This window comes from Pseudoalteromonas neustonica (genome assembly GCF_001653135.1).
GTDB classification, from domain to species: Bacteria; Pseudomonadota; Gammaproteobacteria; order Enterobacterales; family Alteromonadaceae; genus Pseudoalteromonas; species Pseudoalteromonas neustonica.
Genome location: NZ_BDDS01000002.1, coordinates 397,272 through 411,558, shown reverse-complemented (window position 1 = coordinate 411,558; position 14,287 = coordinate 397,272). Strand labels below are relative to the sequence as shown.

Sequence of the window (14,287 nt, the reverse complement as noted above, 5' to 3'; positions counted from 1 at the left end):
AGCATGGTTGCTAATTGGTAATAATATATGAGACGTATATTCGTATGTCAGAAAATTTTGCGCAGTTATTTGAAGAAAGCTTAAAGGGTTTTGAAGCAGAGCAAGGCTCTATTGTTAAAGGTACAGTTATCTCAATCGAGAACAACATTGTACTTGTAGATGCTGGTCTTAAATCAGAAAGTGCTATCCCTGCAGAGCAGTTCAAAAATGCTGCTGGTGAACTAGAAGTTGCTGTTGGCGACGAAGTAGATGTTGCACTAGATGCAATTGAAGACGGTTTCGGTGAAACTATCCTTTCTCGTGAGAAAGCTAAGCGTCACGAAGCATGGATCCGTCTTGAGAAAGCATGTGAAGAGCAAGAGACTGTTACTGGTGTTATCAACGGTAAAGTTAAAGGCGGTTTCACAGTTGAAGTTGATTCAATCCGTGCTTTCCTACCTGGTTCACTTGTTGATGTTCGTCCAGTACGTGACACAACTCACCTTGAAGGCAAAGAGCTTGAATTTAAAGTAATCAAGCTTGATCAAAAACGTAACAACGTTGTTGTTTCACGTCGTGCAGTTATCGAATCTGAAAACTCACAAGAACGTGAAGAGCTTCTTGCTAACCTTGTTGAAGGTCAAGAAGTTAAAGGTATCGTTAAGAACCTTACTGACTACGGTGCATTCGTTGACCTTGGTGGTGTTGATGGTCTACTACACATTACTGATATGGCGTGGAAGCGTGTTAAGCACCCTTCAGAAATCGTTAATGTTGGCGACGAAATCGCAGTTAAAGTTCTTAAATTCGACAAAGATAAAACTCGTGTATCTCTAGGTCTTAAACAGCTTGGCGAAGATCCATGGGCAGCTATCGCTGGTCGTTACCCAGAAGGTTCTAAACTTTCTGGTCGTGTAACTAACCTTACTGATTACGGTTGCTTCGTAGAAATCGAAGAAGGCGTTGAAGGTCTAGTACACGTTTCTGAAATGGATTGGACTAACAAGAACATCCATCCTTCAAAAGTTGTTAGCCTTGGCGACACTGTTGAAGTTATGGTTCTTGAAATTGACGAAGAACGTCGTCGTATTTCACTTGGTCTTAAGCAATGTATTGCTAATCCTTGGCAAGAATTTGCTCGTCTTCAAAACAAAGGCGATCAAGTTACTGGTAAGATCAAATCAATCACTGACTTCGGTATCTTTATCGGTCTTGACGGTGGTATTGACGGTCTTGTACACCTTTCAGACATTTCTTGGAATACACCTGGCGAAGACGCTGTACGTGAATTCAAGAAAGGCGACGAAATCACTGCTATCGTATTGCAAGTTGACCCAGAGCGTGAACGTATCTCTCTAGGTGTTAAGCAAATCGAAGCTGACCCATTCAATAACTACCTTGATGCAAACAAAAAAGGTGCTATTGTTAAAGGTAAAGTGACTGAAGTTGATGCGAAAGGCGCAACTGTTGAACTTATCGAAGGCGTTGAAGGTTACATCCGTGTAGCTGATATCGCTCAAGAGCGCGTTGAAGATGCAACTACTGTTGTTTCTGTAGGCGACGAAATTGAAGTGAAATATGTTGGTGTTGATCGTAAGAACCGCACTTTAAGCCTTTCAGTTAAAGCTCTTTTCGAAGCAGAAGAGAAAGAAGTACTAGAAAAGCTTAAGAAAGAAGAGCCAGTGTTTGAAAACGCAATGGCAGCTGCTTTCGCAAATGCACAAAAAGACTAATTAATCAGTCTTAATTGGAAGGGCAGTGTTGCCCTTCCTTTATCTCTTTTTAAGGAAACGTTATGACTAAGTCAGAATTGATAGAACAATTAGCCGAGCAACACGCACATGTCCCTGTGAAAGATGTTGAAAATGCTGTTAAAGAAATTCTTGAACAAATGGCCGGCTCATTATCAAGCTCAGATCGCATAGAAATTCGTGGTTTTGGTAGTTTCTCATTACATTTTCGCTCACCTCGCACAGGTCGTAACCCTAAAACAGGCGATACTGTTGAGTTAGAAGGTAAGCATGTACCACATTTTAAACCAGGCAAAGAATTACGCGATCGTGTAAATGCGAGTATTGCCTAGTTATTAAGTTGGAGTAGTTACTTGTTTAGGGTATTAAAAATTATTCTGGTAGCAATATGCCTAATTTTTGCATTTGTACTTGGTTCGCAAAATCCGCACTTGGTGAAAATCAATTATATTATTGCCAGTAATACGTTACCCCTCGCAATGATTATAAGTATCTGTTTTGCTTTAGGTGTCGTGATCGGTTGCTTTATAAGCTTTAAGTTGTTTTCACAATTGAAGTGGCAAAACTACCGTTTGAAAAAAAAATTAGCACCTGAAAAAAATAAAAATAAGCTCGTAGCTAATAAAGATTCTTAATTATGATTGAGCTTTTGTTTTTACTTTTGCCTGTTGCGGCTGGTTATGGCTGGATAATGGGTAAGAACAGTGCTAAAAACCAAGCTCATCAGCTAAATCGTCAGATCACGTCTGAATACAGTAAAGGCTTAAAGTTTTTACTCGACAGAGAAGAAGATCAAGGTCTTGAGCATTTAATTAACTTGCTTGAAGTATCAGCTGACTCTGTTGAACATTATTCTACACTTGCGACTATGTTTCGCCGTCGAGGCGAGCTAGACCGCGCGATAAAAATTCACGAACTACTGCTTAAACACCCAAGCCTTAATGAACAACAAGCTGCCAGTAGCCGACTTGAACTTGCCGAAGATTATATTATGGCGGGTTTGCTTGATGGCGCCGAAGAGCATTTAGTGTGGTTGATAAAAGCAAACCACAGTGATGCATTAGAACCGATACTTAATTTATATTCACAAACACGTGAATGGGAAAAAGGTATTAATATGTTCGAGGCTCACAGCGACTTATTTTCAAAGCCACAGCATTTTAAAGCCATAGCCAATTTTTATTGTGAGGCTGCGTTAATAGATAACGACCCACAAGTTATGCGCAAAGCTATTAGTCTAAATCATAAAGCAATTCGCCCTTTGTATGAATTAGGTAAGTCTGCTTATGCAAAAGAGGATTATGTAAAAGCGATTTATTATTGGCGTGAGCTGATATGTACTTTTACTTTTTTTGCTCCTTTATTTATTGATGATCTTGCTCACAGCTATAATCAGTTAAAGTTGACTGAGCAATTTCATGCGTTACTTTTACAATTGCTTGATAAGGGCGGGGTGTTGATAAAAATAAAACATTGCCAAGCATTACTTGAGCAAGGGCACACAGATCAAGCAATTAAATTTTTAACTGATAGCTTAAAGCGTCAACCTACAATTCGCGGTTTTAGTTTTTTATTACAGCTTCTTGCTAAACAAAATACAGATATTAAAGATGTGCTTGATCAAATCGATAAGTTAGTCACCTCTTATATTGCCACAAAACCAGATTTTCAATGTCAACACTGTGGTTTCACCAGCCATACAATTTATTGGGTTTGTCCATCGTGTAAACATTGGGAAACCATTGTACCAAGCCGTGGTTTAGACGGTTTTTAGTTTTCTATAAAATATTCACTTACTTCTACAATTAGTTTTAGGAAAGTTATGTCTCTCGAACATTCAAAAAAAGTTCTTATCGCCCTCGATTATGATGATCAACAAACAGCTTTAAATTTCGTTAAACAATTATCACCAGATACTTGCCGCTTAAAGGTTGGCAAAGAAATGTTTACTTACTTTGGGCCTGCTTTTGTTAAAGAACTCATTGATTTAGGTTTTGATGTATTTCTAGATTTGAAGTTTCATGATATTCCTAATACGGTTGCAAAAGCGGTAACGGCGGCTGCAAAAATGGGTGTTTGGATGGTTAATGTTCATGCCAGTGGCGGTGTTGAAATGATGACTAAAGCGAAGCAAGCACTTGAACAATTTGGTGATGAAGCGCCATTATTAATTGCAGTTACAGTATTAACAAGTATGGATAGTGCCGAATTAAAAAGACTCGGTATTGATAAAACACCTGCTGAACAGGTAGTTTATTTAGCAAAACTGGCTAAAGAGTCGGGGTTAGATGGCGTTGTGTGCTCAGCACAAGAAGCCAAACAACTAAAATCAATATTAGGAAGTGACTTTAAACTTGTTACACCTGGTATTCGCCCAGAAGGCAGCGCAGCAGGTGATCAGAAGCGGATAATGACACCAAAACAAGCTATTGACGATGGTAGTGACTATCTAGTTATCGGTCGTCCTATAACACAAGCAGATGATCCTGTTTCTGTTTTGATAAATGTTAATAATTCGATTTCTTAAAATTAACGTTTACCTATACTTTAGTACCAATGTTTTTAATTACAATTTATAACTGATCTGTTATATTAGCCTATATTAGTTTGTTGTATGGGCTTTTTATGAAATATATTATTACTTCTATTTTGTTGTTTGTTATCTATTTTTCGGTTAATAAATATGGGGTTTCTGCTAATTCATTTGATGATTCATCAAATGTGAGCGATGCATTCAATATTTATCCTGTCAATCTCGTTGACTTTAAGCTAACGCTTGTTAAATATATCCATCATGTATGCGAGAAGAATGAAGAAAGATTAACCCAAATGAAAAGTGATGTTTCAGAATGTATTTCAGCTCATGATCTTGCTAAGGATAAATGTGAGGTAAAAGTTTTACGTTTAGCGCCATTTAATATTGAAAATAAAGAAGATTTAGATGAGTATGGGCAAGATTACAAACAGTGTACCTTGCCCTATAAAAATTTAGTGGGTTAGTTTTTGTTATTTAAGCTTTTAAGCGAATTGCTTTTGCTTCTATATCAATTAAACCTTGCTTAAATAAACCACCAATCGCTTTTTTATAATTAGCTTTGCTGGTTGAAAAAACTTTTTTGATTACTTCTGGATCTGATTTATCGCCAAGTGCAATGACACCGCCCTCGGCTTTTAATTTATCCATTATTTTTTCACCAAGGTCACTTACCTTTCCCATTCCTGGTTTTTCAAGAATGACGTCAATTTTTCCGTCTTCACGTACTTTTTGAATAAAACCAGTTAAGCGCTGGCCAACAAACATGTTTTTAAACACCATGTTGTAAAAAATTACGCCATAATGTGCTTCTTCAATTAACACTTTATAGCCAATATCCGTTTTACCGGCGACAATCAATTGTACTTCTTGCAGTGGTGTATATTCTGGTTCAGTTTTATTGATGAAGCGATTAAAGTTATTTGAAGCACAAATACGGCCACTTGCATTATCTAAGTACAAACGAACTAAATAAGAATAGCCTTCTTGCATTCTAGGTTTTTGTTCGTTAAATGGTGCAAGTACATCCTTCTCAAGACCCCAATCTAAAAAAGCACCAATGCTGTTCATTTCTTTTACGCGAAGCAGGGCGTACTCACCCACTTGTGCTAATGGCTTTTTAGTTGTTGCTGTTGCTAAGTTAGCATTATCTAAGAAAATGAATACGCTGATACTATCGCCAGCTTCTAATTCATATTTGATTTCATTACTTGGTAAGAAAACCTCGCCTAGGTCATGACCATCAAGGTACGCGCCTTCGTTACTTACTTCATTAACGAATAGTGTTTGGGTGGTTCCGAGGTAACTCATAATTATTCCTGTTCTGGCTTTTTACGACGGCGCATTGGGGCATCGCCATCAATATTAAGGGGGGCTTTAATCGGTGCTTGTGGCTTTTTAGGCTTAGACTTACGCTTGGTCATTACCTTTGCTTTTGGTTTTGCTTTATCTTGCTCTTTAGCCCAAATAGCATCAGGTTTTGGTTCGCGGAGACCTTTAAATTTACCTTTAAGCCCTTCGATGGTATGAAACTCAAGTTCATCATTTAAAAAAGCTTTAATTGCTTTGTAGCTTAACCAGTCTTTAGGTCCAACGAGTGAAATTGCAGTGCCTTTAAAACCTGCACGACCTGTCCTGCCTATACGATGAACATACTCTTCAGCGTGTTTAGGTAAATCAAAATTAATTACGTGTGTGACACTGAGTAAATCAAGGCCGCGGGATGCGACATCTGTTGTAATCAAAATCTTAAAGTTTTCACGACTAAAGCTGTCCATAATCTCAAGACGTTTATTTTGTGCAAGGTCACCTGCTAAGGCTTGTGCTTTAAATCCTTTAGCATTGAGCGCATCACTTAAACGGCTTGTATCTGCACGGGTTGCTGTAAAAATAATACATTGGCCCACATCATCTTGCTTTAAAAAGTGCTCAAGCAATGCTTCTTTGTGATCAAGGTGATCAGCTAAAAATAAACTTTGCTTAATGTCTGAATGTTGTTCGTTAGCGGCACTGAGCGTAATTTGTTTTGGCTTTTTTAATAAATTACGTGATAGCGCATCAACTTGGGCATGATCAAGTGTTGCAGAAAACAATAAGGTTTGACGCAGGCGATGATCCGCTTGTTCATTGATCATTTTTAGCTGTTCGGTGAAACCTAAATCTAAAATTCGGTCTGCTTCATCAAAAATAAGTAATTCAAGGCCACTTAATTGTAATGAGCGTTTTGTTATGTGATCAGCTAAACGTCCAGGTGTTGCAATAACGAATTGTGGATCATTACGAAGAGCTTTAATTTGATCATTAAAATTCTCACCGCCTAGTATTTTTACCGCTTTAATATTAGTACCCGCAATTAAAAGTCGAAGCTGAGTAAATACTTGTGTAGCAAGTTCGCGAGTAGGCGCGACGATAAGTACTCGAGGATCGCGTTTACTGAGCGCTTTTTGCTTCATGACTCGTTGAACTGCTGGGAGTAAAAAAGCTAAGGTTTTGCCTGACCCAGTTTTAGACTGAGCGAAAATGTCATGACCTGCAAGTGCTGTTGGCACTGCATGGGCTTGAATATCTGTAGGCTGGGTGATCCCTTGATGAGCTAATTGTGTTTCAAGGCGAGTATCAATCCCAAGATCAGTAAAGTGCAAAGTGTATTTCTCCAAATGAGCAATTAATTGGGTATAAGCCAACAATAATGTCGCTATTATAGCGTAGTAGAGTGCTTGGCCGACAGTAAAAACCTGTTTATCACTGCTTTTTTTGCATTTAACCGTAAAATGCGTAAAATATGCGCCCCAATGCGCCGGATTTACGATTCGGTTACCGCCAATAACGGCTAAAGCAAAATAGGAATACCCATGACTGCAGTACATAAAGATAATGTCACCAGTGAGCACTTTGTTGTATGCGCGCTGTATAAATTTGTTGCACTCCCTGAATTTGAAGCACTTCGTCAACCACTTTTAGATGTAATGGAAGCCAATGAAGTACGCGGTACTTTATTAATTGCTGCTGAAGGGATTAATGGCACAGTATCAGCTAAGCGCGAAGGTATCGATAATTTACTATCGTGGCTTGATACTCAACCAAACCTCGATAACATTGTGAGTAAAGAGTCGTTTGATGATGAATGCCCATTTTATCGTACGAAAGTAAAGCTTAAAAAAGAAATCGTGACTATGGGTGTTGAAGGTGTTGATCCGCTCAAAGTTGTTGGCAGTTACGTCAAGCCACAAGATTGGAATGCGTTGATTTCAGATCCTGAGGTTATTCTAGTTGATACCCGAAATGACTATGAAATTGAAATCGGTACTTTCCAAAATGCCGTTGATCCAAATACTAAAACATTTCGCGAGTTCCCGCAGTGGGCAAAGGAAAACTTAGACCCTACAAAACATAAAAAAGTAGCGATGTTTTGTACGGGTGGTATTCGCTGTGAAAAATCAACGGCTTATATGAAAGAGCAAGGCTTTGAAGATGTATATCATCTCGAAGGCGGCATTTTAAAATACTTAGAAGAAGTGCCAAAAGAAGAAACAATGTGGGAAGGTGAATGTTTTGTCTTTGATAACCGCGTTGCGGTGGATCACGACTTACAAAAAGGTTCGTATGATCAATGCCATGCTTGTCGTATGCCAATCACAGAGGCTGAAAAACTAAAATCAGAGTATATGGAAGGTGTATCGTGTCATCACTGTATTGACAACGTTACAGATGAACAAAGAGAACGATTTGCAGAGCGCCAAAAGCAAATTGAGCTGGCACAAGCGCGTGGTGAAGGTCATATAGGTAATGAAGCGCAAGCGGTTTTACAAAAACGCAAAGATGCTAAAAAAGCACAAAAAGATGCGCAACGCGGTAAATAATCTAACCACTTATTAATAATGATAAAAAGAGCCACTAAGGCTCTTTTTTATCATTCGGACATTTTAGTACTCTATTCAACCCCAATAAATCCACCCGTTTGATGTGCCCATAACGCAGCATAAATCCCATTTTGAACGAGTAATTCATCATGACTACCTTGCTCAACAATACCGCCTTCATCAAGTACAATGAGTCTGTCCATTTGAGCGATCGTTGAAAGACGGTGTGCAATTGCAATTACTGTTTTACCTGTCATTAAATCATCAAGGCTGGCTTGAATTGCAGCTTCAACTTCAGAATCAAGTGCGCTTGTAGCTTCATCTAAAATAAGGATAGGTGCATTTTTTAGGAGTACGCGTGCGATCGCAATACGTTGGCGTTGCCCGCCCGAGAGTTTAACACCGCGCTCACCCACTTGTGCTGCAAAACCTTTGTTACCTTGGCTATCTTCAAGGTCATCTATAAATTCGAGGGCTTTAGCCTGCTTTGCAGCGTTTAACATCTCTTGGTCACTCGCATCAGGGCGACCATATAAGATATTTTCTTTAACAGAGCGGTGTAGTAATGACGTGTCCTGAGTGACCATTGCAATGTGTTTGCGTAAGCTTTCTTGGCTGACCTTTGAAATATCTTGGTCATCAATTTTAATAGCTCCACTGTCAACATCGTAAAAACGCAACAGTAAATTAACCAAGGTTGATTTGCCCGCACCGGAACGACCAACTAAGCCTATTTTTTCGCCTGCTTTGATATTTAAATCGAGACCATTGATCACAGGGCCTCTATTTGTTTCATTGGCAGCTTTACCGTAATTAAAATGCACGTTTTCAAAATTTATAACACAATCACTCACATTAAGAGTATGAGCATCTGGGGCATCGTCAACGTCAATAGGGTTTGAAAGTGTTTTCATGCCATCAGCAACAGTGCCTATGTTTTCAAACAAACCACTAATCTCCCACATTATCCATTGGGCCATACCATTTAATCGCAGTGATAAACTTACTGCTATCGCAATAGCACCGGCACTAATGGCACTTAACGACCATAAATACAAAGATAATGCAGCGACGCTGAACACTAAAAGGTAGTTAAGGGATTGAATCGCAAAATTTAAGCTCGTGACCAAACGCATTTGTTTATAAACTGGCTGTAAAAAAACATCCATGCTGTCTTTGGCGTATTGTTCTTCACGTTGTGTGTAAGAGAAAAGCTTAATGGTAGAAATATTGGTGTAACTGTCGACAATACGACCTGTCATTTCTGAGCGGGCATCGGCTTGCGAGCTGGCTATTTTTTTGAGTTTTGGCACAAAATAAAGCTGTATTAGGGTATAAAATGTAAGCCATACCAGCAGTGGGATCATCAGTCTCCAATCTGCCGCGGCAACTAAAAATACCATAGCGCTAAAATACACCACAATGTACATCAGTACATCAAGTAACTTCATCACCGTTTCGCGCACAGCAAGAGAGGTTTGCATTACTTTGGTTGCAATTCTTCCTGAAAACTCATTTTGATAGAAACTGACACTTTGACGTAGTAAATAACGATGAGCTAACCACCTGATTGACATTGGGTAATTACCCAATAGAGCTTGGTGTAATATTGCTGAATGAAAAAAGACCACCAGTGGTAAAATAATTAATAGCACCACAGCCATTTTAATAAGTTCAGATTTTTGCTCAACAAATAATGTTTCGGGTGTGTGAATACTTAGCCAATCAACTAATTGCCCCATATAACTGAACAGCGATACTTCTAAAATAGCGAGCAGCGCAGCACTAAGTGACATGAAAACGAGCGACAGTTCCATACCTTTTGTATAATGGCGGCAAAAGGCAAATAAGGTTGAGGGCGGTTGCGTTGGTTTATCTTCAGGGAACGGCTTAGTCATCCGCTCAAATAATCGATACATTTTAATATCTTAAATAGTAAAAATGACCTTCACTATATCATTGAAAAGGGACAAAAACAGGGGGATTTAAAGTCTTATTTACCACTTAATTTTACCTGTTAGTATATCTCTAAACATCACCCAATCACCAAGCAGACTATAGAGAGGATGTTTAAAGGTAGCGGGACGGTTTTTTTCAAAGAAAAAGTGCCCAACCCAAGCAAAACCATAGCCAATAATGGGTAATAACCAAAATACTTTGAGGTTTAGTGTGAGCAAAGCGTAGCAAATAGCTATGACAACTAAACAACTGCCAATAAAATGCAAACGTCTATTTGTTGTATTAGTGTGCTCTTGCAGATAATAGGGATAAAAGTCTTTAAAGTTAGTAAATTGGATTGTGCCTTGCTCTGTGGTTTGCTTTTTCATTATATTTATACCAGCTTCAAGTGAAGTGTTTATTGTTAACGCAATGGCACTAAAAGTGCAAACAAGTCCATCTAAATGTCCGTTATAGGTTTACATATATTTACAGTCTAGCCTTTTATTAGTCGCATTACGCTAGACAAGGAGGCACTAAGGAAATATGTTACTCGATCTAATAAATTGTCCTATAAGAAATAATACGATGTTAAAAAAAGTTTTAGCTTGCGCCGTGCTTGTTGCGCTCAGTGGTTGTTCTGACAACACATCAAGTTCTGCGACAACAAATACGCAGGTCAAAGATCAAAAGGCACAAAGTGTTACTTACCCTGAGACGAAAAAGGGTGAAGTAGTTGATGTTTATTTTGATCAAAAAGTGGCTGACCCTTACCGCTGGTTAGAAGATGATATGAGCAGTGACACGGCTGATTGGGTTAAAACACAAAATAACCTTACTTTTTCGTATCTTGAAAATATTCCATACCGCGACAAATTAAAAGCCAGCCTTGAAAAATTAATGAATTATGAAAAAGTGACGGCCCCTTTTATCGAAGGCGATTACACGTATTTTTATAAAAATGATGGCTTACAAAATCAATATGTCCTTTATCGCAGTAAAGGTGAAAGTGATGCTGAGGTATTTTTAGATCCGAATAAATTCAGTGAAGATGGTACGACTTCAATGTCTGGCTTAACTTTTTCTGAAGATGGTTCATTAGCGGCTTATCAGATCTCGGAAGGTGGCAGTGATTGGCGCAAAGTTATTATTATTAATACCCAAACAAAAGAACAAATTGAAAGCGCGCTAATCGATGTTAAATTTAGCGGTATTTCGTGGGTTGGTAACGATGGTTTCTATTACTCAAGCTACGATAAACCAAAAGGCAGTGAGTTATCAGCAAAGACTGATCAACATAAAGTTTACTATCATAAGTTAGGTACTGCGCAAACAGCAGACGAACTTATTTTTGGTGGTACAGATAACGAGAAACACCGTTACATTGGCGCATCAGTAACACGAGATAATAAATATTTAGTGATATCAGCCAGTGTATCAACATCTGGTAATAAACTGTTTATTAAAGATTTAACAAAACCTGACAGTAAACTCGTAACGATATTAGGGCACACTGATTCAGATACATACGTGTTTGATAATGACGGTAGCAAACTATATTTGGTGACTAATCTTAATGCGCCAAACAAAAAAGTAGTTACTGTTGATGCTGCAAACCCAACACCTGAAAACTGGCAAGATCTTATCCCTGAAACTGACAACGTTTTAAGTATGTCAAAAGGCGGCGATTTTTTCTTTGCAAAATACATGGTAGATGCAATTTCAAAAGTTAAACAATTTGATAAAGCAGGTAAGTTGGTACGTGAAATTAGCCTACCGGGTGTTGGTACAGCTCGTGGCTTTGGTGGTAAAAAAGAGAGCAGTACCTTATATTATTCTTTTGCAAATTATACGACACCAGGAAATACCTATTCGTTTGACGTAAATACAGGACAATCTGACGTATATCGTAAATCGGGTGCAAAATTTGACTCTGCGCAATACACGTCAGAGCAAGTTTTTTATACATCAAAAGATGGCACGAAAGTACCGATGATTATATCGTACAAAAAAGATGTAAAACTTGATGGTACTAACCCAACAATTTTGTACGGGTATGGTGGCTTTAACGCAAGCTTAACACCAAGCTTTAGTTCTACTGTAGCCGCATGGCTTGAGCAAGGTGGTGTTTACGCCGTTGCAAATATCCGTGGCGGTGGTGAATATGGTAAGCAGTGGCATGACGCTGGTACGCAACTGAAAAAGCAAAATGTGTTTGATGACTTCATTGCTGCAGCTGAATACCTTAACGAGAAAAAATACACATCAAGTGACTATTTAGCTGTTCGTGGTGGCTCAAACGGTGGCTTGTTAGTCGGTGCTGTTATGACTCAGCGCCCTGAATTATTTAAAGTTGCGTTACCGGCGGTAGGCGTGCTTGATATGTTACGTTACCATACATTTACTGCAGGTGCTGGTTGGGCTTACGACTACGGTACAAGTGAGCAAAGTAAAGAAATGTTCGACTACCTTCATGGTTATTCGCCAGTTCATAATGTTAAAGCGGGTGTAAAATACCCAGCTACGATGATCACCACAGGCGATCATGATGACCGTGTTGTTCCTGCGCATTCATACAAATTTGCGGCAGAATTACAAGCAAAAGGCGCAGGTGCAAATCCATACTTTATCCGCATTGAAACGAATGCAGGTCATGGTGCGGGCACGCCAACGAGTAAAATCATTGATCAATACGCAGATATCTATGGTTTTACCCTTTATAATATGGGCATTAAATCACTTTAATCGTTATAAAATAAATAAGTATAAAAGCCACTTGTCGTAAGTGGCTTTTTTTATTTAAAAACTTAAATTGGTGAGAAAAGTCGCTCGTATGTTTTATACGCATACTCATCACTCATGCCAGACAAGTAATCACAAATAACTCGCATGCCTTGATTTTGTTTACTTGCTTGTAAGTAAATATGCTGTGTAGTTATCGGCAATAACCGTAAAGGATCACTTGCAAAGGCATTAAATAGCTCAATTAGTAAGTTTTGGCCTTTAAATTCAATCTGTTGCATATGTGGCTCTCGAATTAGCTGATTAAACACAAATTGCTTTAGTACCTGAAGTGCACCAGCATATTGATCTGGTAACTCTACACCAGCTTGTAAAATTGGGCATTCAAACACACTGTTTTGCTCTGTTAAATGGGCATGAATAATAAACGTATTAACCAGTTCGCCTATGGCATCTTTACGCTCATAATCAAACGGTGAAAACAGGCGCTGAGTTATCGAAGCTAAATTGCTTTTTAACCAAGGTGAGTCAATGGCTGTTAGTGCAGGAACGGCGTGATTTTGCCAATCGGTTAAAGTCAGAGTGTGTGTTGCGATCGCATCTTCTAAGTCGTGTACTGCGTAGGCAATATCATCTGCAAGTTCCATAATCGCTGCATCAAGGGATTTATAATTAGTTTTAGAACGATAGTTATCAACTTTTTTGTGGCTAGCTAAAAGCGTTTGGTCATGAACTGATAGCGGGGCTTTTATCCAATGTAGAATTTCTTTATCGTCGCTGTATAAGCCTTTAGCAGGGCGCCAATCATCGGCCTTAATAAATCGCTGACTAGTGGAGTGCGAAGGGATTGTATGCCATAAATCATCAATGAGTGCTGGGTACTTGATGAACCCGAGTAAAGTGCGGCGAGTCAAGTTCATACCGTGGCCATTACTGTATGGCTCTAACTTAGCAACTATACGCAACGTTTGTGCATTGCCTTCAAAGCCCCCGTGATCACGCATCATATAATTAAGCGCTATTTCACCACCATGGCCAAAGGGGGGGTGACCAATATCATGTGCTAAGCAAAGGGTCTCTAGTAAACTGGTCGTGGGGAAATGATGAAAATCTGTATGTTGATTTTTTAAATGACGCAGCAAACCGCTGCCTATTTGCGCAACTTCCAAAGAATGTGTAAGGCGGGTACGATAAAAATCGTTTAAGCCAATCCCCATTATTTGCGTTTTAGCTTGTAAGCGCCTAAATGCAGCTGCATGGATAATACGAGAGCGATCAACTTGCCAAGGCGAGCGGTTATCATTTGGTCGATTTTTTTGCTGATCAATAATACGCTTTTGCCAGTCTAAATTCATGAATTCAATACCTAATAATAACTTACACGTTTGATGAGCGAATTGTAGCTGAAATTTTTGAATTATAACAATTGTGTTAATTCGCCTTTATTTAGATGCTTAGGTATAATGATTTGTCGAGTGCATGTG

General features: G+C 38.8%; 13 protein-coding genes. 8 read left to right on the top strand and 5 right to left on the bottom strand.

Annotated elements, in window-relative coordinates; all coding sequences use genetic code 11:
* Positions 1–44: 44 nt before the first annotated feature.
* The 6 genes from rpsA (at position 45) to A7967_RS05120 (ending at position 4,730) form a co-directional block, all read left to right on the top strand.
* Positions 45–1,712 carry a 30S ribosomal protein S1 gene (rpsA, locus tag A7967_RS05145; protein WP_029216020.1) on the top strand — a complete coding sequence of 556 codons (1,668 nt, stop codon included), beginning with the start codon at positions 45–47 and terminating at the stop codon, positions 1,710–1,712.
* A 62-nt stretch (positions 1,713–1,774) separates the two neighbouring features.
* Positions 1,775–2,062 carry an integration host factor subunit beta gene (gene ihfB, locus A7967_RS05140; RefSeq protein WP_016707218.1) on the top strand — a complete coding sequence of 96 codons (288 nt, stop codon included), beginning with the start codon at positions 1,775–1,777 and terminating at the stop codon, positions 2,060–2,062.
* Positions 2,063–2,083: 21 nt separating this feature from the next.
* A complete protein-coding gene (locus A7967_RS05135) occupies positions 2,084–2,365 on the top strand; it encodes a lipopolysaccharide assembly protein LapA domain-containing protein (RefSeq protein WP_054203629.1) in 282 nt (93 codons plus the stop codon).
* Positions 2,366–2,367: 2 nt separating this feature from the next.
* A complete protein-coding gene (lapB, locus tag A7967_RS05130) occupies positions 2,368–3,504 on the top strand; it encodes a lipopolysaccharide assembly protein LapB (RefSeq protein WP_054203630.1) in 1,137 nt (378 codons plus the stop codon).
* Between the two features lie 48 nt (positions 3,505–3,552).
* Positions 3,553–4,257, top strand: coding sequence for an orotidine-5'-phosphate decarboxylase (pyrF, locus tag A7967_RS05125; RefSeq protein WP_054203631.1), 705 nt, complete (start codon positions 3,553–3,555; stop codon positions 4,255–4,257).
* Between the two features lie 98 nt (positions 4,258–4,355).
* Positions 4,356–4,730, top strand: coding sequence for a hypothetical protein (locus A7967_RS05120; RefSeq protein WP_054203632.1), 375 nt, complete (start codon positions 4,356–4,358; stop codon positions 4,728–4,730).
* A gap of 10 nt (positions 4,731–4,740) precedes the next feature.
* On the opposite strand, the gene A7967_RS05115 is transcribed toward A7967_RS05120, so the two are convergent.
* Positions 4,741–5,574 (bottom strand): CvfB family protein, encoded by an 834-nt coding sequence (locus A7967_RS05115; protein WP_054203633.1) that lies wholly within the window; start codon positions 5,572–5,574, stop codon positions 4,741–4,743.
* 2 nt (positions 5,575–5,576) lie between these two features.
* Positions 5,577–6,905 carry a DEAD/DEAH box helicase gene (locus A7967_RS05110; RefSeq protein WP_054203684.1) on the bottom strand — a complete coding sequence of 443 codons (1,329 nt, stop codon included), beginning with the start codon at positions 6,903–6,905 and terminating at the stop codon, positions 5,577–5,579.
* 210 nt (positions 6,906–7,115) lie between these two features.
* Between A7967_RS05110 and trhO the strand changes: the two genes are divergently transcribed.
* Positions 7,116–8,123 carry an oxygen-dependent tRNA uridine(34) hydroxylase TrhO gene (gene trhO / locus A7967_RS05105; RefSeq protein WP_054203634.1) on the top strand — a complete coding sequence of 336 codons (1,008 nt, stop codon included), beginning with the start codon at positions 7,116–7,118 and terminating at the stop codon, positions 8,121–8,123.
* 71 nt (positions 8,124–8,194) lie between these two features.
* Here trhO and A7967_RS05100 read toward each other — a convergent pair whose 3' ends face one another.
* Both A7967_RS05100 and A7967_RS05095 read right to left on the bottom strand, forming a co-directional pair.
* Complete coding sequence (locus A7967_RS05100) at positions 8,195–10,042, bottom strand: ABC transporter ATP-binding protein (RefSeq protein WP_054203635.1); 1,848 nt, start codon at positions 10,040–10,042, stop codon at positions 8,195–8,197.
* A 78-nt stretch (positions 10,043–10,120) separates the two neighbouring features.
* The gene (locus tag A7967_RS05095; protein WP_054203636.1) at positions 10,121–10,450 is read right to left on the bottom strand and encodes an Mpo1-like protein; all 330 of its coding nucleotides are present in this window, start codon (positions 10,448–10,450) and stop codon (positions 10,121–10,123) included.
* A 199-nt stretch (positions 10,451–10,649) separates the two neighbouring features.
* Between A7967_RS05095 and A7967_RS05090 the strand changes: the two genes are divergently transcribed.
* The gene (locus A7967_RS05090; protein WP_054203637.1) at positions 10,650–12,806 is read left to right on the top strand and encodes a prolyl oligopeptidase family serine peptidase; all 2,157 of its coding nucleotides are present in this window, start codon (positions 10,650–10,652) and stop codon (positions 12,804–12,806) included.
* A gap of 62 nt (positions 12,807–12,868) precedes the next feature.
* On the opposite strand, the gene A7967_RS05085 is transcribed toward A7967_RS05090, so the two are convergent.
* A complete protein-coding gene (locus A7967_RS05085; RefSeq protein WP_054203638.1) occupies positions 12,869–14,158 on the bottom strand; it encodes an anti-phage deoxyguanosine triphosphatase in 1,290 nt (429 codons plus the stop codon).
* Positions 14,159–14,287: the final 129 nt, after the last annotated feature.

Excerpts from the sequence above, each read along its gene's own strand:
- A7967_RS05120 (WP_054203632.1), top strand. The coding sequence starts at position 4,356 with ATGAAATATATTATTACTTCTATTTTGTTGTTTGTTATCTATTTTTCG.
- A7967_RS05100 (WP_054203635.1), bottom strand. The coding sequence starts at position 10,042 with ATGTATCGATTATTTGAGCGGATGACTAAGCCGTTCCCTGAAGATAAA.
- trhO (WP_054203634.1), top strand. The coding sequence starts at position 7,116 with ATGACTGCAGTACATAAAGATAATGTCACCAGTGAGCACTTTGTTGTA.
- A7967_RS05085 (WP_054203638.1), bottom strand. The coding sequence starts at position 14,158 with ATGAATTTAGACTGGCAAAAGCGTATTATTGATCAGCAAAAAAATCGA.
- lapB (WP_054203630.1), top strand. The coding sequence starts at position 2,368 with ATGATTGAGCTTTTGTTTTTACTTTTGCCTGTTGCGGCTGGTTATGGC.
- pyrF (WP_054203631.1), top strand. The coding sequence starts at position 3,553 with ATGTCTCTCGAACATTCAAAAAAAGTTCTTATCGCCCTCGATTATGAT.
- A7967_RS05090 (WP_054203637.1), top strand. The coding sequence starts at position 10,650 with ATGTTAAAAAAAGTTTTAGCTTGCGCCGTGCTTGTTGCGCTCAGTGGT.
- rpsA (WP_029216020.1), top strand. The coding sequence starts at position 45 with ATGTCAGAAAATTTTGCGCAGTTATTTGAAGAAAGCTTAAAGGGTTTT.
- A7967_RS05095 (WP_054203636.1), bottom strand. The coding sequence starts at position 10,450 with ATGAAAAAGCAAACCACAGAGCAAGGCACAATCCAATTTACTAACTTT.
- ihfB (WP_016707218.1), top strand. The coding sequence starts at position 1,775 with ATGACTAAGTCAGAATTGATAGAACAATTAGCCGAGCAACACGCACAT.
- A7967_RS05115 (WP_054203633.1), bottom strand. The coding sequence starts at position 5,574 with ATGAGTTACCTCGGAACCACCCAAACACTATTCGTTAATGAAGTAAGT.